Consider the following 16,597-nt stretch of genomic DNA (forward strand, 5'->3'; position numbering starts at 1 on the left):
TCAGATTATCCTGATCCTGATGGGTTCCAGTCCTTCGATACCGCCTTCGAGGTCATCTCCCGCAACGGCAGGGCCAACACCGTCAGGTGTCCCGGTAAAGATCAGATCGCCGGGGGCGAGGTCCATATCACTGGCGATCTGGTCGATGATTTCTTCGACCGACCAGATCATGTCGGAGAGACGGCCATGCTGTACGATCTCGCCGTTCTTGCGCAGGACGATATGTGCATCGCCGAGTTCGACCTGATCGGCGGGTGTCAACGCCGAACATGGCGCGGAGGAAGCAAAATTCTTCGCGCGGGACCAGGGACCACCCTTGGATTTGGCAGACGCCTGCAAGTCACGCCGCGTCAGATCGATACCGACGCCGTAACCGAACACACCGTCTGGACCGATCGCCGCGATCAGTTCGACTTCGAAATGCATGTCGGACGTGTTAGGCGGATAGGTGATTTCCGACCCGCTCGGCACAATCGCCTCGGCGGCCTTGGTGAAAACAACAGGTTCAGACCGGGCCGGATCACCGCCCATTTCCTTGATGTGATCGGCGTAGTTGCGACCGATACAATAGATGCGACGAACCGGAAAACGCTGCTCCGTGCCGACGACGGGCAGAGATACGGGAATGGCGGGCGGGAAAACGAATTCGTGCATTGTGGGCCTCTGTCTGTCTGCTAGCTTATCAAGAGACGAAGGAGAGATCATGGAAATTCTGCGCACACCGGATGAGAGATTTGAGAATTTGCCGGATTATGCATTTCAGCCGCACTATGCAGAGCTGAAAAGCGGGCTGCGGCTGCATTATATCGACGAGGGCCCGCGGGATGCCCGCCCTGTTGTGATGATGCATGGCGAACCGAGCTGGTCCTATCTCTATCGGCACATGATTCCGCCGGTCGCAGATGGAGGCTACCGCGTTATCGCTCCGGATCTGATCGGTTTCGGAAAGTCGGACAAGCCCGCCGCCTTGCAGGATTATAGCTATGACGCGCATGTGGGTTGGATGCTGGAATGGTTCGACAGTCTGGATCTGACGGGCGTTGTTCTGTTTTGTCAGGACTGGGGCGGGTTAATCGGATTGCGGCTTGTTGCCGCCCGGCCCGAGCGATTCTCCGCCGTCGTAGCCGGCAATACGATGCTGCCGACCGGTCAGGGAACGCCGAGCGAGGCTTTTCTGCAATGGCAGCAATTCTCGCAGACCGTCCCTGAATTTCCGACAGGTAAAATTCTTCAGGGGGCGACCGTGCGTGAGCTCAGCGAAGCCGAGGTCGCGGCCTATGACGCGCCTTACCCAAATGAGGTCTATAAGGCTGGCGCCCGCATATTCCCCGCCCTGGTACCCACCGCAGAGGATAATCCGGGCGCGGCGGATAACCGCCAGGCTTGGACGGTACTCTCGCAATGGGAGAAGCCGTTTGTGACATGCTTTTCCGATCAGGACCCTGTCACCAAGGGAGGCGATGCAATCTTCCAGAAGCGCGTTCCAGGGACGAAAGATCAGCCGCACCGCGTGATTAAAGGTGGCGGGCACTTTCTTCAGGAGGATAAGCCCGACGAACTCGCCGCGCTTATTCTCGATGTGGCCAGCAAGCTCTGACTAGTCGGCGATCGCGTAGCTGAGCGTGACGGTGGCGCGGATCTCGCGCTGTCCCGGGGCGAGCGGCGGGGCCATGTCCATGCTCTCATTGCGGACGGCAGAGGCACCCATCGCGTAATAAGGTCCCGGAGTGGGGGCCGAGCCCTCGGTCAGCGAGACGAGACGTCCAAGATCGACGCCAGCGGCGGATGCCATGGATTGAGCCTTGCGCCGCGCCTTCGTGATGGCCTGCGTTCGGGCCCGATCTTGCGCCGCATCCGTGTTGGTGACGGAAAACTGCACATTGTTGATATTGTTGACGCCAGCGCTCAGTAGCGAATTGATCAGACGGCCGACGGAATCAAGATCGCGTGTGGTGATCGCGATCTGATTGCTCGCCTGATACCCGACTAGTTGGGGTTGTCCGTTGACACGCGTCTCGTAATTATACTGCGGGTTGAGGTTCAGATAGGATGTTGAGACATCATCTTCAGGAACACCGGCCTGCGACAGAGCGCGGAAGACATTCTGCATCAGTTCGGCATTCAGTCGCATGGCTTCCTGTGCCGTCTTGCCGTTGGTTTGCACGCCGGCTGACACGGTGGCCCGGTCCGGGACCGTATCCGTCGTCGCAGACGCGGTGACATGAATGACGCCCGGCATTGACTTCGCGCCGTCATGAGCCTTCGCGATTGAAGGCGTGGCGGTGAGAGGAAGAGCAAAGGCGGCCAGGAAAACGGCGGATGAGATCAGACGGGACATAATGACCTTTCGAAAAGTGGTTGCAGTGGCATAAACGCATGGCGCGGAAAGAGTTTCCATAAGCATCGTGGATGAGCCTGGGCTGAACACGATGATCATTGCAAATGTGCTGAATGTTGAAAATTCCATCCGTTCGGGGCGAGAATGTGGCAGATACTGTTCAAAGCCTTTGGTCACACACGCACCCTAACGGGTCCTTGCCGAAAGATATAAGCGCGCATGAATGACACGCCCCCAGACTGGTCTTCCGAGCTGGAACAGAAAGCCCGCCGCGAAAAGATGGCCGAGGCGATGGGTGGGCAGGAGAAGGTCGAGCGTCAGAAGGCCCGCGGGAAACTGACGGCGCGCGAGAGACTGACCGCGCTCATTGATGACGACTCGTTTCGAGAAATCGGAAAACTTGCCGGAATGGGTCGCTACGACGATACCGGCAAGCTGATCACATCGTCGCCGTCGAACTTCATTTATGGGCAGGCGCAGATCGAAGGACGGTCCGTCGTCGCGTCTGCGGATGATTTTACCGTGCGGGGCGGGGCCTCGGACGCGGCCATCCACCGGAAGTTCGTTCACGCCGAACAGATGGCGGCTGAATATGGCATCCCGCTTATCCGGATGATTGACGGCACGGGCGGCGGCGGATCGGTCAAGTCGCTCGAAGATATGGGCTACACCTATGTGCCCATGATCCCGGGTTTCGAAGTGGTCGCCGATAATCTTCAGAACGTCCCTGTCGTGTCGCTAGCGCTCGGTCCCTGTGCCGGGCTGGGGGCTGTGCGGGTTGTCGCCTCGCATTATTCGGTCATGGTCAAAGGCCTGTCACAGGTGTTTACCGCCGGTCCAGCCATCGTTGCTCCGCTTGGCGAAGTGCTAGACAAGGAGGGGCTGGGTGGGTCTTCCATTCAGACGCGTAACGGCGTTGTCGACGATGAAGTGGCCGACGAGGCGGAAGCCTTCGCTCGCGCGCGAGCCTTTCTGTCATTCCTTCCATCATGCGCGGGTGGATCGCTGCCTCGGATCCAATCCGGCGACGACCCCACGCGAAAGGATGAAGAGCTGCTGTCCATCGTTCCGCGTGACCGGGCTCAAACCTATTCGATGCGCCGCATTGTCCGGTCCGTGATGGATCGCGGCAGTGTGTTCGAGATCGGCCGTAAATGGGGCCGCGCCGCAATCACGGCGATGGCACGGCTGGATGGCTGGCCCGTGGCCGTCATTGCATCCGATCCGACATTTCTCGGCGGCTCATGGACAGCCGATACGGCGCAGAAGGTCCGTCGCCATGTCGATCTGGCCAGTCGTTTCGGCTTGCCAGTCGTCAATCTCGTCGACAATCCGGGCTTCATGATCGGCTTGGATGCGGAACGGGCCGGGACCATCCGGCGCGGCGTGGAGACGATGCAGGCCATTTATGCCAGTCAGGTTCCCTGGGCGACGGTGATCGTGCGCAAGGCCTACGGAGTTGCAGGGGCTGCCATGAGCGACCATACGCGTTTCCAATATCGGGCCGCCTGGCCGAGCGGGGACTGGGGCAGCCTGCCCATCGAAGGCGGCGTCGAAGTGGCCTATCAGTCCGATCTGGCCAAAAGCGATGATCCGGAGGCGGAACTGGTGCGGATCAAAGCGAAACTGGCGGAAGTCACCTCACCGTTCCGCACAGCGGAGCGCTACGCCATCGAGGATATTATCGACCCGCGGGAAACCCGTCCGTTCCTGACGAATTTCGTTCGTTTGGCGATGCGCGATCAGTAGAGCGTTGCCAGGGATTCACGGGTGAAGTCCTGCAACTCGTCCTCGCGACCGTCGCGAATCTTCGTCACCCATTCCGGGTCCTGCAGGAGTGCGCGACCGACAGCGACAAGATCGAAATCACCGCGGTCGAGCATTTCGACCAACCGGTCCAGTGACGCGGGCTTGGAGCTTTCACCCCCGAATGCCGCGACGAATTCGCCGGACAGGCCGACACTGCCGACCGTGATCGTCGGGAGGCCCGTGAGTTTCTTGGTCCAGCCCGCAAAGTTCAAATCCTCATAACCCTCCTGTTCGGGAAACTCAGGTTCCCAGAAACGGCGCTGCGAGCAATGGAAGCAATCGACGCCCGCATCGACCATGACTTGAAGGAACGCCGCCAGTTCATGCGGCGTGTGGGCCAGACGCTGCGTGAAATCCTGCTGTTTCCATTGTGAAATGCGGATGATGATGGGCATTCCGGGCCCGACGGCCTTGCGACATTCCTGAATGATTTCAGCAGCGAACCGGGCACGCTCTGGCAGGCCGCCACCATAGCGGTCTTCACGCACATTCATGATGTCCCAGAAGAACTGATCGATCAGATAGCCATGCGCGCCGTGGATCTCGATCGCATCAAAGCCCAAGTTTTTGGCGTAACCAGCTGATCTGGCATAGCTTTCGACCATTTCGACGACATCGGATTCGCTTGGAGCTTCCGCGACTTTCGAGCCCGTATGGGTCACGCCGGACGGGCTCTCCGACGGGACATCGGGAAAATGTCCTGTACCGGGTTTGCGCATATAGCCCGTATGCCAGAGCTGCGGGGCGATCCGTCCGCCTTCGGCCTTGACGCGCGCGACGACATGTTTCCAGCCATCCAGCGCATCGCCGTAGAAGAAGGGAGCCCCGGCATCATTGCCGGCGGCTTTCCGGTCGGGATGTGTGCCTTCCGTGATCAACAGACCAACATCGTTGGCGGCCCGGCGTGCGTAATATTCCGCGACATTGTCACCCGGTACGCCATCGACGGCGAAGCTGCGTGTCATGGGGGCCATGACGATACGGTTGGGGAGCTCGAGCGTGCCGAGCGTGAAAGGCGTAAATAAAGGATTGGTCATTCGTGCGGCTTAGCCAGATGGTGCACCGCTCGTAAAGCAAAGACCGCCCAACAGGGATGATCTGGCGGTCTTCAATTTTATGCAGAGCCCAGCAACGCCTTCATCGCATTCAGATAATCGATCCAGGCATCTCGACCTTCTGGCGTCAGATGGACCAGCGTTTGTGGTCGCTTGCCCTTGAAACCTTTCTCCTGTCGTACGTAGCCGGCCTGTTCGAGTTTGGTCAAATGGGTCGACAGATTGCCATTGGTCGCCCCTGTTTTATCTCGTAGCTCGGGAAAACTGGCGGGAGAGATTGCCGAGAGATAGGCCATGACACCAAGCCTCAGACGACCATGGATAACATCATCAATCGCCTCAATGTCGATAGCAGGTTCAGAGCCAGTCACGCGGTTTGAGCCTTCCGAATCTCGATCACAGATGGAATGACACCCGAGATAAAGAGGAGAATCCCGGCAACAAAATACATGTGGGGTTCATGGATTATCATCAAGGTCACGGACGCGGCGCTGCCGCTCAGGATTGCGGCGAATCTCAGATAACCTTGCCCTGTGAGTTTCGCGAGGACGGCATAGGACAGAGTTGCCAAACTGAACGCCAAGGGCACGATGACGTTGAACAGATCGAACGAGTAGTCATTCACGTTTATGGCAACGATGATAGACATGACGACGACGACGATCACGTGGCCACTTGAAACCCATGTCGCTCGTGATGCCTGATTGGTGAGCGTGCAGGACGCGGACGACATGTTGTTCAGACGTCTAGCCAGGATTGCCGTGATCAGCAGTCCTGTAACTCCGTAGACAAGCCATACAAGACCGACGAAGTTCGGGTTTAAAGGCGTCCAGCCTGAAATGATCGCACCATGTGCCATGAGGGCGATGGTTGCGAGAATGGTCCATGTGAGCCCGATTTCGCCGCCTAGCAGGGGGGAGGCCCGACCTTCCTTGGCGATCTGTGCTGCTTGTTCGAGGTTTTCGATAAGGGTCGATGTCATTTCGCGATCCAGATAAGTTTGTAATGCAAACTACAATTGGTGGGGCTTTGTAAAAATGTCAAGTTTATATTTCAAACTGTTTTGATATCCCCTTATTGGTCACGCACAAGAAATCACTCGCTAAATTGGGACGGAACGGGCTGTTCACACATCAAGCCCGCGCTCACTCCAAGCCAGTTTTCGAGGTGTGAGGTCTATGCGAACGCCGTGCGATGGTATCTTTGTCGTTCTTTCGCTTCGTGTCATAGGCAGGCAGTCTGAGAGGGATTTTCCGAACTATGCCGAAGCAGGACCTGAAAAGTCGGGCGCATCAGTCCATGCGGATCATCTGGGGCGCGCTCGTCGGCTTGGCCACGCTCGGTGGGGTCCTCGGCCTCTATCAGTTTCTGACAGATCAGGACGCCGCGCCGGATGATAGCCGTGCGATCATCGCCAGAATGATCGAAAATGGTCAGATTGATGTCGATAAGGCCGACGATCTGCGCGCGCTTATCGATGATACGGATGCCGCCGATGCCGTACTGGCGTCCGCCTTCGAAGAAGGCTCTACCCGTCAGCTCGAAGCGCTTACCCTGTTGGCGCTGCCGTCCACACAGGCGCAAGGATTGGCGATCCTAGAAAGCGAAGCAGAGACAGCGGACGAATATATTCGGCTGTCTCGTCTCGCATTTTCACGCGATACAGACATGGCAGTCGAGGCCGCGCGAAAGGCCGTATCGCTCGACCCTGGCAATGTGGCCTATCTGGAGATGCTGGCGCGTGCGCAGCTTGAAAACGAAGATTTCGCCCAAGCGCGCCGAACCTCGGCAACACTGGAAACCATCAGCCGGACACCTAAAGAGAAACTCTTCTCCGAAAACCTCAAAGCCGTTCTGGCAATAGAGCGCCTCGATCAGTCACAGCTGGAAAAACGCTATGAGGCCCTGAATGCGGCCTTGCAGCGCTATACGGACATGCCGGATTTCGCTCTGCCCGATGAAACGCTCAGTGTCAGTCGCGTCGAAGAGCAGCCTTATTGGCTGGCCGCTTATGCGGGGGAGCATTTGACCTATCTGTCGATCCGGTCGTCTAACTGGTTGCGAGCGCTCGATGATGCCGTTCGGACGATCGACTATTTCGAGGCGCTGGAACCTTACGTATCGGGGCGTACGCTTCAGAATTTGCAAAGACGCGAAGCTGCGATGCATGATGCGCGCGCCAATGCGATGCATCGGCTTGATCGCATCGCCAATCATCATGAAGCCCATGAGAAATCGATCGAGCTGTACCGCTCGCTCGCGGAGGCGGGCGATTTGACGGCTTTGCAATCTCTGCCGAACCGGTTGCAACGGGTTGGTCTGGAATATGCCTGGCTGGGCGAGATGGAAACGGCACTGGCGCGCACGGACGAAGCGGTCCAGAGGCAGACGGCTCTGATCGAACGCTTTCCGGATGAATGGCAGCACGAGTATATGCTGTTTCTCATGAAGGCGCAGCAATTGCGGCTCTCCGATCGGTCCGAGGACGCCAATGCGTTGATCAAGCAGCTCATCGCGCAGACCGAAGCGGACATGCTGGAGAGTGGGTTTGACGTCGCGCGGGTCAATCAGCTTGCAGGAGCGGTTATGACGGAGATTCGGGAAGCCGAATTGATGAAGCGGGAACGCTCGGCTGTTCTCCCGTTTCATCAGGACATGCTGGATATGATCACAGCCATGGAACGTCGCTTCGGTGCCTCACCGGACATTCAACGCAGCCGCCTCTCGGCCAAGCTGGCTCTGGCTTACGATCACAATCAGCTTGGCAATACAGATATTGCGGCGGACATTCACCGCGAGATCGTCTCGCAATCGGATGCGCTGCCCGATGATGATGAAACACGCGTCAGCTACAAACTCTATAGTCTTCAGCGTCTGGCCTATCTGGCGGATGATGGCGAAGTCTACGCCCAACACGGCTTGGACCTGGCAACTGAACTGGATGGACGCGACGCGCTCAGCACGACGAACCAGGCCTACCTGTCTCAGTTTGCCAGAATTCTGCGCGAAAAAGAGGGCACTGAGGACTAACGCGCAGCATGGGTCGCATCGGCCAGCGACCTGACCAGTTCCAACGCTTTCGTTTCGCCGTCCTCATGAAGTGCCCGGACGATCGCCGACCCGACAACGACACCGTCCGCATCGCGCCCGATTTCGGCAGCGCGGTCCGGCGTCTTGACACCGAAGCCGACGATAACGGGAAGGTTGGCCGCATCGCGTACACGTGCCACTTGCTCAGCGACTGACCCACCGCTCTCGAGTGCGCCGCCTGTCACGCCCGTCATGCTGACATAATAGACGAAACCGGAACTGCCGGAGACGACAAGGGGGAGACGCGCAGCATCCGTTGTCGGTGTTGCAAGACGGATCAGCGACATATCTCTGGCATCCATGGCTTGGCGTAGCGGTCCGTCTTCTTCAGGCGGGAGATCGACAATGATGGCACCGTCGACGCCTGCAAGGGATGCTGCATCGGAAAATGCCTCATAGCCCATTTGATAGACGGGGTTAGCATAGCCCATCAGAATGATCGGCGTATCTGTGTCCTGAGCCCGAAACGTTTTCGCCATCTCCAGAACGGAGGTGAGCGTGGCGCCGGCCTTGCGAGCCCTGATGCCGGCCTCTTCAATTACGGGACCATCCGCCATGGGATCGGTGAAGGGAAAGCCAAGCTCAATGATGTCGACGCCAGCATCGGGGAGTGCGTTCATCACACGCTGCGATGTCTCAGCGTCCGGGTCGCCACCCATTATGTAGGCGACAAAGGCCGGACGATCCTTCGCGAAGACGGCATCGATGCGGGCGCTCACGCTTCCGTTCCTTCCGCAATGTCCTCGCCGAGCGCATCGGCGATGGTGAAGACATCCTTGTCGCCGCGACCGCACATATTCATGATGATGAGCCCGTCGGGTCCTAGCTCTTTTGCGAGATCCAGCGTGCGCGGTATGGCGTGACTAGGTTCCAGCGCGGGCAGGATCCCTTCAAGCTTGGCGCAGAGTTGAAAATGTTCCAGCGCCTCATCGTCCGTCGCGCTGACATATTCGGCGCGACCGATGTCATGCAGATGGGCGTGTTCGGGACCGATGCCGGGATAGTCCAGACCCGCCGAAATCGAGTGCGCATCGGCGATCTGTCCGTTCTCATCCTGCAGAAGATAGGTCCTGTTGCCATGCAGAATGCCCGGCTTCCCGCCATTGAGTGACGCTGCATGCAGCCCACTTTTCACGCCACGCCCAGCAGCTTCGACACCGATCAGACGAACATCCGTGTCAGGCACGAAAGCATGGAACAGACCCATCGCGTTGGAGCCGCCCCCAATGCAGGCCACGACAGCGTCAGGCAGTCGGCCTTCACGCTCCAGCACTTGCGCCCGGGCTTCATGGCCGATCACCGCCTGGAAATCGCGAACCATGGCCGGATAGGGGTGCGGCCCCGCCACCGTGCCGATGCAGTAGAATGTATCTGAGACATTCGTGACCCAGTCGCGCAACGCCTCGTTCATCGCGTCCTTGAGTGTCGCCGTGCCGCTATGCACGGCCCGCACTTCCGCACCGAGCAGGCGCATGCGGAAGACATTGGGTTTCTGCCGGACGATGTCGGTCGCACCCATATAGACGATGCAGTCAATACCAAGCCGCGCGGCAACCGTAGCAGTCGCAACCCCGTGCTGGCCGGCGCCCGTTTCGGCGATGATACGGCGCTTACCCATGCGCTTGGCGAGGAGGAGTTGGCCGAGACAGTTGTTGATCTTGTGCGCGCCCGTATGGTTCAGTTCATCGCGCTTGAAATAGATGCGTGCGCCGCCTGCATGATCCGTCAGCCGTTCCGCGAAGTAGAGCGGGGAAGGGCGACCGACATAATGGGTCATGAAATCGTCGAATTCTGCCTGAAAGGCCGGATCGGCCTTGGCGTCCTCATACGCTTTTTCGAGCGACAGGATCGGCGGCATTAGCGTTTCGGCGACAAACCGACCGCCATAGTCGCCAAAGCGCCCGCGTTCGTCAGGCCAGCTTTCGTTCATCCCGCTATCCATGTCTGTCCATTCCCTTCGCTTGCGCGATGAACGCTTTAATCAAGGCTGGATCCTTTACGCCGGGCGAAATTTCGACACCAGACGCAACATCCACAATTGGCGCATGAGTTCGTCGAATTGCCTGCGCCAGATTGTCTGGATCCAGGCCGCCTGCCAGGATCCATTGTTTCGGCAGGGCTGCGCCTTTCAATATCGACCAGTCGAAGCGCAGTCCATGTCCACCGCGCGGGGCATCCTTGGGTGCGCCTTTGGGCGGCTTAGCGTCGAATAGAACCAGATCTGCAGAGCCGCTATAATCGGTTGCGAGGGCCACGTCGTCACGACTGTCTACAGGTACCGCCTTGATCACTGACAAGCCTGTCCGCGCGATTTGGGCCACGCGTGCCAGTGTCTCGAAGCCGTGTAGTTGAATATGCGTGAAGCCAGCCGCCTTGATGTCGGCTACAACTGTGTCCGACGGATCGCCGGTAACGGCAACTTTATTGATCCGGACACCGTCTATTAGAGCTGCGGCCTGCGCGACGGACAGTCTGCGCGCGCTTTTCACCTCGACGATGAAGCCCAGATAATCCGCGCCCGCGTCTACCGCGACTGCGACATCGTCCGGACGGGTCAGCCCGCAGATTTTAACCTGTGTCTGCATTGCGGGCGCGCATAGCGATGCCCGTCTGCAATGTCACCCGATGACGTCGAAGCCATGCAGTTCGATATCCGGGCAAAGATAGTCGGGCTTCACGGGTTCGCGCTTCGTCAGATCCGTCGATAGATATTTCTTTGAATCGTCACAGAAGACAGTCACCACATCGCCGCCCTGATCTCCGGCTTTCACCGCGCCGATCAGATTGGCTCCGGAGCTGATCCCGACGCCAAGCCCCAGCTCAGCCGACAGACGTTGCGCCATGATGATGCCGTCGCCGTCATTGACAGACACCACACTGTCCAAGCTTTGCAGGCAGAGAATGTCGGGGATGAAGTCGTCCGAAACACCCTGAATGCGATGCTTGCCGGTCTTGTAGCCTGTGGAGAGCGTCGGGCTTTCCATCGGTTCCAGCGGATGAATCCGGATCGATGGATCGGCACATCGCAAGGCTTTGCCAACGCCCATGACCGTTCCGCCTGTGCCGACGCCGGCCACGAAAGCGGATGCGGTTGCGCCCGCCAGTGTGAGTTGGGCCAGGATTTCCGGACCCGTCGTGCGGCAATGCGCGTTGCAATTGTCTTCATTCTCGAATTGGCGCGGCAGGAACACGTCATTGCGTGATCGCGCCAATTCCTGTGTCTTGGCAATGCTACCGAGGAAACCGCCTTCCGCGTGGCTCACCAGGCGGACATCGGCGCCGTAATTGCGCATCAGTTCGATCCGTTCCACGCTCATCCAGTCCGGCATGTAGATCACGACCGGATGACCCAGTGCGCGCCCGAGCGCGGACAGAGCGATGCCGGCATTGCCGCTCGTGGCTTCGACAATCGTGTCGCCGGGGCGCAGCGCGCCCGTCTCATAGGCCCTGCGCAGGACTTCCAGCGCCATCCGATCCTTGATGGAGCCGGACAGATTGAAATATTCCAGCTTGGCGAAAACCCGTCGGGGCTCGCCCTTATAGGACAGGTCGATCGCGATCATCGGCGTGTTGCCGATCAGCCTTTCCAGACAGCGAAAGGGCTTCGGCTCGACATAATCGGCCCGTGAAAACGGGATCGGATCGTGGATCAGGGACATATCGCTCATAGGCGCCCTCTAGTGAAACGTCCCTGTTGAAATCATCGTAATGGTTGAGCTCCCTCATGGCCTTTTATCAAAAAACCTTCTACCAGCTGTTCATGACGCCGAAAATTGACACCGTAGATAGGAAAATCCTGGCAGCGCTTCAATCGGACGCCACGCAGTCACTCGATTCCATCGCCGAGCGCTTGAGTGTATCGCTCAACACGGTCTGGCGGCGGGTTCGGCGGCTTGAGACCGAAGGCGTCATCGAAAAGCGTGTAGCCCTTATTGATAATGAGGCGATCGGCCTGCCGCTGACCGCCTTCGTTCACATCCGGACCGACAATCACTCCGCCGACTGGGCCGCGCAGTTCGCCAGAACGGTGGACTCGATCCCGGAGATTGTCGAATTCTACCGACTGGCCGGAGACGTGGACTATATCATCAAGATGATGATCGCCTCGGTCGCCGATTATGACCGCGTCTACCAGCAACTCATCGCCAAGGTGCAGATCAGCGATGTATCGGCCAGCTTCGCGATGGAGAAACTGAAATTCACCACCGAGCTTCCGCTATAGCGCCTCAAGGACGGCCTTTGCGGCCCCTTGCGGATCGACATCCATGAAGCCGAAGCCCCAGTCCTGATAATCGACGACACGGCCATTCTTTAGCAGCGGCGCGACGCGCGGCGTCAATTCGAACAGCATGTCGTTCGGGTTCAGCACGGTGATGGCATGATCCAGTGTCGCAACGCGGTCCGGAAAATGCGCATTATAGGCGAACGCCGCCTTGTGCCCCCATTCATAAGCGTCGCCCGCCCGGTTGTTTTCAGCCACGCTGGCCGCCAGCATTTCCAGCGTGACGCCCGGACCGCGATGTTTGATCGCCGCGTCCCATTGGCCTTGGAAGCGCGTGCCGGCCTCATCGAGCGGTACTTCGGTGAACATATGTTCGAACTCAGCCTGTTCGTCGGACGTGAGTACGAGAGCGGAGACCATGACGATCCCGGCGACATCGCCCGGGCGTTGCCAGGCCATCTCGGTTGCGACCTTCGCGCCTGTATGATGGCCGAGAATATCGATCGTTCCCGCAGAATCGAGCAGGCCCAGCGCGTCCACCACCGCCCAGGCTGAGCGCGCATAGTTGGGGACGGTCGCGTCTGCCTGCGCCAAGGGCACATCGCTTTCGCCGTGGCCCGGACTGTCGACGGCAATCACATACCGCTCCTCGCCAGTTTGCTGGTTGGCGAGGTGCGGCAGGATGGTGACGAATTCACGGCTGCTCTTCGGACTTTGATGAAGGCAGAGGAGCGGACGGGCTTTTGCCGCCGGATTGCCACATGTCCGGTAGTGAACCTGCCCGAACGGGCCGTCGACGAAATGACGCCGGATCGTCATTCGCCACTCTCAAGCACGAAGTCAGCCGGGCGGCCCTGCAGGCGGCGAATATCGGCCAGATCTGCCGGCGGGGCCGTATAGAGCGGTGCATCCGCCTCGATATAGTCGCGCAGGCTTTGTGGCACGTCCGCATAATCATCGATCCGCCAGGTCTGCATATGCATCGCGCCCATCCTCACGCCGTCCGACTTGGCAAAATCGGGCAGCGGACCGTAGCGCATGAAGGTGATGGAAGCGGGACCGTCTTCCGCCTCATCCGGAATGATGAAGTCATAGTTTTCGAACGTCTGATAGCGGCTTCCGTCCGGCAGGGGGAAATCCAGGAAGAGCGGCGCGGTGTAGAGCGACAGCTCCCCGATCTGCCGCACGGTGATGTCCGTGCCGGGGCCGATCCGCTGCACGCGCGGTTCCTTGCCCTGTTCGACATAGGTTTCCAGATAGGCGCTGCCATCATCCGGCTGCCGCAGCTCATAGCTGATGAATTGATAGGGATAGGCGATCGGATCGACCGGTTCGCCGTCGACCATACGCACGACATCGTTGGTCATGGCGTCGCGATAAATATAGATCTTGCGCGAATATTGTTCGGCCTTGGTGGCGGAGACGCGACGCGCATTGGAAATGTCATAGCCTTCGATGCGGTAGAGCAGCTCGCCGCCGGGAAAGGCGCGCAGCGTACCAACGGAATACCAGTAGACCGGCTCGCCATCGCCGATCACATCCGGCGCACCGGCCCGGGTCTCGACCCATTGATCGAAGCGCTCCGCCGTCCAGCCATTGGCTTCCGCGCTGGCCGGATCGGGCCAGTCGGGCGCGTCCGGGGCTGAGGTCGCACAGGCTGTCAGCAGCAAAGCCGCAGTCAGGGCGAGGGGGCGAGCAAATGGGTGCATGGATCAATCCTCCTGCACCCGGTCTAGCGTGTCGTCCTGAGAGCTCCATGCGTTTGCTCAAGCGACCAGATTTTCATGTGGGCAGAGGGAAGTGTGCGACCGGGCCTCACCCATCTCGGGCGCCACGGCGTTGAGGCGGTCTGTGCCTGATAAAGACACGAGGCGCGGGCTTCGCCACATCGATGGCAAAGCAAAGAATAACCAGTTTACGACGGGGCGAAGCCCGCGCGTTGGTTGTCCGGATACGGTCACGCGCCCTGCCACAGGTCCGGGTCAGAACGGGATGAGGGGAACGGTCTCCACACGGCCGCAGCTCGGCGCGCATATCAAAGGCGCACGCCCCCTCTCATTCCCGTCGCAGCCGGAACATCCATCACATGACGCGGGTCGGACAGGCTCGTCGCGTTGCACGTCGCGACATCGCTGCCAGTCGGATCGGGGTGACGCGACCCCCTCACGGCGGTCACGGCGCATCGCTGCAAGATGCGCCCCGTTCCGAATAACCCGGACACCCTGTCCCACCAGGGTCATGCAACCTCCTCGTGAACGGGACAGAGGCGCAGTGTGACTGAGTTTTTGCGGGAGGGGATGGGTTTTGTGCAGAGCCCGCTCCGACCAGGCCTTCAAGCGCGCCGGAGCGGGGATTGATCGACAGAGTTAAATGTCGCCTTTGACTTCCAGCGCCGCTTCATCATCGGCAAACGTCTCTTCCAGCAGATGCGTCCGGAACAGCAGACCCGCCAGAACCGCACCGATCAGGGGCGCGACGAAGAACAGCCAGAGCTGCCCCAGGCCGGTGAACAAGGCCGGGCCAAAGCTGCGGGCCGGATTGACCGACACGCCTGTGACCTGAATGCCGAGCAGGTGAATGCCCCACAGGGTCAGGCCAATGGCGAGGCCGGCAAAGGCTGTCGGCGCGCGCGTCTGCGTCGCACCGAGGATGACGGTGACGAACAGGAAGGTCGCTACGATCTCGAAGATCAGCGCCGACTGCAGGCTATATTCGCCGAGATAGCCCGCGCCCCAGCCATTCTGGCCCAGCCCGTTTTCTGCCAGCGAATAGTCCGCCCGGCCTGTTGCGATCATATAAAGAATGCCCGCGCCGATGGCGGCGCCGATGAACTGCGCGATCCAGTACTGGATCATGTCGCCCGCACTCATCCGGCCCGACACAAACGCGCCGAGCGAGACCGCCGGGTTGATATGGCAGCCCGAAATCGGCCCGATACCGTAAGCCATAGCCACAATCGCCAAGCCGAACGCTGCCGCAATCCCGGCATGGCCGACCTCGGCCCCCGCCAGCACCGCCGTGCCACACCCGATCAACACCAGCGTCGCCGTGCCGATCAGTTCTGCTATAAATTTCTTCATGATGGTTCCTCCCCAGGATGGGGAGAATGTCAGGAGTGGGAGGTGAATGGGGGATGAATGGGGATTTTCGTTCCTTCCGCTCCTGCCGACCCTCCGCATCGATCACTCCATTGGACTGATCTTTGGCTACGACGTCCAGCCCATCTCCCATCACTATCGTCTGGCTAAGTCCTAACTGAAGTCGAGCGGGTTCAGTTTCAGATCAAACCAGTCCGGATTGTCGGCTTCGATCAGCGCGATCTTCCAAGCGCGCTTCCACCGCTTCACGGCATTTTCACGCGCCACAGCCTCCATCAGCGTGTCGAACGCCTCATAATATACGAGCCTGTCACACCCGTGCTTCGCCGTGAAACTGTTCGGATTAGCCTTGGTCTTATGCTCGTAATTCCGCGCCGCCAGATCACGGGTCGATCCGACATAGATCGTCCCGTTCTTCCGGTTGACCATGATGTAGAACCAACCGCCCACCATGACCGCACTGTGTGGGAGATGGGCAGGCCGATCAAGTCGGCCTGAGCGGGTGGAGGGCGGTTTCCCTTAATTTACCGCTCTCGCCGACTTGATCGGCGAGCCCATCTCCCAATCCTTTCGGTGATTCAAGTCATCTCCGTCATGGCCAGGGCGGTCACTCTTGCCATCACGCCCTCAACCTCATAAGCGCCTGATCCCAAACAAAACTGATGGAGGGTGTCATGCCAAAATATACCAAGCACGACGAAAACCGCCCGTCCTTTCGAGCGGACTTCTAAACGCCGCAAGGGCTTCCCCAGCGAGACCCGCGTCAAACGCGGTCACCGCACCATCAAGGGCGGCGAGATTGAGCTGATCGAAAAGCTAGGCCGCAATGATCCCTGTCCCTGCGGAAGCGGACGGAGATTTTAAGAAATGCTGCTTTAAGGGAGGACGGCTTCGATGGGAGCCGGAGGGATTATTATGTACGGTGAGGTCTGATGGCTCTGACCGAGTTCCCGCTCCCGCCGACTTGATCGGCGGGTGCATCTAT

18 protein-coding genes are annotated in these 16,597 nt (G+C 59.2%); 5 read left to right on the forward strand and 13 right to left on the reverse strand.

Features of this window, described 5'->3' with window-relative positions; translation table 11 throughout:
• A complete protein-coding gene (locus AB6B39_RS08750; RefSeq protein WP_284368972.1) occupies window positions 1-654 on the reverse strand; it encodes a fumarylacetoacetate hydrolase family protein in 654 nt (217 codons plus the stop codon).
• 49 nt (window positions 655-703) lie between these two features.
• Here AB6B39_RS08750 and AB6B39_RS08755 point away from each other — a divergent pair, with 49 nt between their 5' ends.
• Entirely contained in the window at window positions 704-1,597 is an 894-nt protein-coding gene (locus AB6B39_RS08755) for a haloalkane dehalogenase (RefSeq protein ID WP_284368971.1), read from the forward strand.
• Here AB6B39_RS08755 and AB6B39_RS08760 read toward each other — a convergent pair whose 3' ends face one another.
• A complete protein-coding gene (locus AB6B39_RS08760; protein WP_371398516.1) occupies window positions 1,598-2,338 on the reverse strand; it encodes an SIMPL domain-containing protein in 741 nt (246 codons plus the stop codon).
• A gap of 219 nt (window positions 2,339-2,557) precedes the next feature.
• Between AB6B39_RS08760 and AB6B39_RS08765 the strand changes: the two genes are divergently transcribed.
• Window positions 2,558-4,087, forward strand: coding sequence for an acyl-CoA carboxylase subunit beta (locus AB6B39_RS08765; protein WP_284368969.1), 1,530 nt, complete (start codon window positions 2,558-2,560; stop codon window positions 4,085-4,087).
• On the opposite strand, the gene AB6B39_RS08770 is transcribed toward AB6B39_RS08765, so the two are convergent.
• From AB6B39_RS08770 to AB6B39_RS08780, 3 genes are all read right to left on the reverse strand, one after another.
• Window positions 4,081-5,184 carry an NADH:flavin oxidoreductase gene (locus AB6B39_RS08770; protein ID WP_284368968.1) on the reverse strand — a complete coding sequence of 368 codons (1,104 nt, stop codon included), beginning with the start codon at window positions 5,182-5,184 and terminating at the stop codon, window positions 4,081-4,083. The two genes, AB6B39_RS08765 and AB6B39_RS08770, sit on opposite strands and share 7 nt — an antisense overlap.
• A gap of 77 nt (window positions 5,185-5,261) precedes the next feature.
• The gene (locus AB6B39_RS08775) at window positions 5,262-5,573 is read right to left on the reverse strand and encodes a winged helix-turn-helix domain-containing protein (protein WP_284368967.1); all 312 of its coding nucleotides are present in this window, start codon (window positions 5,571-5,573) and stop codon (window positions 5,262-5,264) included.
• Entirely contained in the window at window positions 5,570-6,184 is a 615-nt protein-coding gene (locus AB6B39_RS08780; protein ID WP_284368966.1) for a hypothetical protein, read from the reverse strand. Before AB6B39_RS08780 ends, AB6B39_RS08775 begins: the two co-directional genes overlap by 4 nt.
• Before the next feature lie 278 nt (window positions 6,185-6,462).
• Here AB6B39_RS08780 and AB6B39_RS08785 point away from each other — a divergent pair, with 278 nt between their 5' ends.
• Window positions 6,463-8,232: a hypothetical protein gene (locus AB6B39_RS08785; RefSeq protein WP_284368965.1), complete on the forward strand. Its 1,770-nt coding sequence runs from the start codon at window positions 6,463-6,465 to the stop codon at window positions 8,230-8,232.
• Here the strand turns inward: AB6B39_RS08785 and trpA are convergent.
• From trpA to AB6B39_RS08805, 4 genes are read right to left on the reverse strand one after another with little or no spacing between them, the layout of a single operon-like run.
• On the reverse strand, window positions 8,229-9,011 hold the full coding sequence (gene trpA, locus AB6B39_RS08790; protein ID WP_284368964.1) for a tryptophan synthase subunit alpha: 783 nt from the start codon (window positions 9,009-9,011) through the stop codon (window positions 8,229-8,231). The two genes, AB6B39_RS08785 and trpA, sit on opposite strands and share 4 nt — an antisense overlap.
• The gene (trpB, locus tag AB6B39_RS08795; protein ID WP_284368963.1) at window positions 9,008-10,222 is read right to left on the reverse strand and encodes a tryptophan synthase subunit beta; all 1,215 of its coding nucleotides are present in this window, start codon (window positions 10,220-10,222) and stop codon (window positions 9,008-9,010) included. The genes trpA and trpB overlap by 4 nt, the downstream gene beginning before the upstream one ends.
• 4 nt (window positions 10,223-10,226) lie before the next feature.
• On the reverse strand, window positions 10,227-10,877 hold the full coding sequence (locus tag AB6B39_RS08800; RefSeq protein ID WP_284368962.1) for a phosphoribosylanthranilate isomerase: 651 nt from the start codon (window positions 10,875-10,877) through the stop codon (window positions 10,227-10,229).
• A 33-nt stretch (window positions 10,878-10,910) separates the two neighbouring features.
• Complete coding sequence (locus AB6B39_RS08805) at window positions 10,911-11,960, reverse strand: PLP-dependent cysteine synthase family protein (protein WP_284368961.1); 1,050 nt, start codon at window positions 11,958-11,960, stop codon at window positions 10,911-10,913.
• Window positions 11,961-12,016: 56 nt separating this feature from the next.
• On the opposite strand from AB6B39_RS08805, the gene AB6B39_RS08810 reads away from it, so the two are divergent.
• A complete protein-coding gene (locus tag AB6B39_RS08810; protein WP_284368960.1) occupies window positions 12,017-12,514 on the forward strand; it encodes an Lrp/AsnC family transcriptional regulator in 498 nt (165 codons plus the stop codon).
• On the opposite strand, the gene AB6B39_RS08815 is transcribed toward AB6B39_RS08810, so the two are convergent.
• The 4 genes from AB6B39_RS08815 to AB6B39_RS08830 form a co-directional block, all read right to left on the reverse strand.
• Window positions 12,509-13,333 (reverse strand): alpha/beta fold hydrolase, encoded by an 825-nt coding sequence (locus AB6B39_RS08815; protein ID WP_284368959.1) that lies wholly within the window; start codon window positions 13,331-13,333, stop codon window positions 12,509-12,511. The genes AB6B39_RS08810 and AB6B39_RS08815 overlap by 6 nt on opposite strands.
• Window positions 13,330-14,223 (reverse strand): hypothetical protein, encoded by an 894-nt coding sequence (locus AB6B39_RS08820; RefSeq protein WP_284368958.1) that lies wholly within the window; start codon window positions 14,221-14,223, stop codon window positions 13,330-13,332. The genes AB6B39_RS08815 and AB6B39_RS08820 overlap by 4 nt, the downstream gene beginning before the upstream one ends.
• Before the next feature lie 657 nt (window positions 14,224-14,880).
• Window positions 14,881-15,594, reverse strand: coding sequence for an aquaporin (locus AB6B39_RS08825; protein WP_348520122.1), 714 nt, complete (start codon window positions 15,592-15,594; stop codon window positions 14,881-14,883).
• Between the two features lie 171 nt (window positions 15,595-15,765).
• On the reverse strand, window positions 15,766-16,065 hold the full coding sequence (locus AB6B39_RS08830) for a GIY-YIG nuclease family protein (RefSeq protein ID WP_284368957.1): 300 nt from the start codon (window positions 16,063-16,065) through the stop codon (window positions 15,766-15,768).
• A 216-nt stretch (window positions 16,066-16,281) separates the two neighbouring features.
• On the opposite strand from AB6B39_RS08830, the gene AB6B39_RS08835 reads away from it, so the two are divergent.
• Window positions 16,282-16,476 carry an SEC-C metal-binding domain-containing protein gene (locus AB6B39_RS08835; RefSeq protein WP_348520121.1) on the forward strand — a complete coding sequence of 65 codons (195 nt, stop codon included), beginning with the start codon at window positions 16,282-16,284 and terminating at the stop codon, window positions 16,474-16,476.
• Window positions 16,477-16,597 lie beyond the last annotated feature (121 nt).

The sequence above is a fragment of the Algimonas porphyrae genome (assembly GCF_041429795.1).
Classification (GTDB): Bacteria; Pseudomonadota; Alphaproteobacteria; order Caulobacterales; family Maricaulaceae; genus Litorimonas; species Litorimonas porphyrae.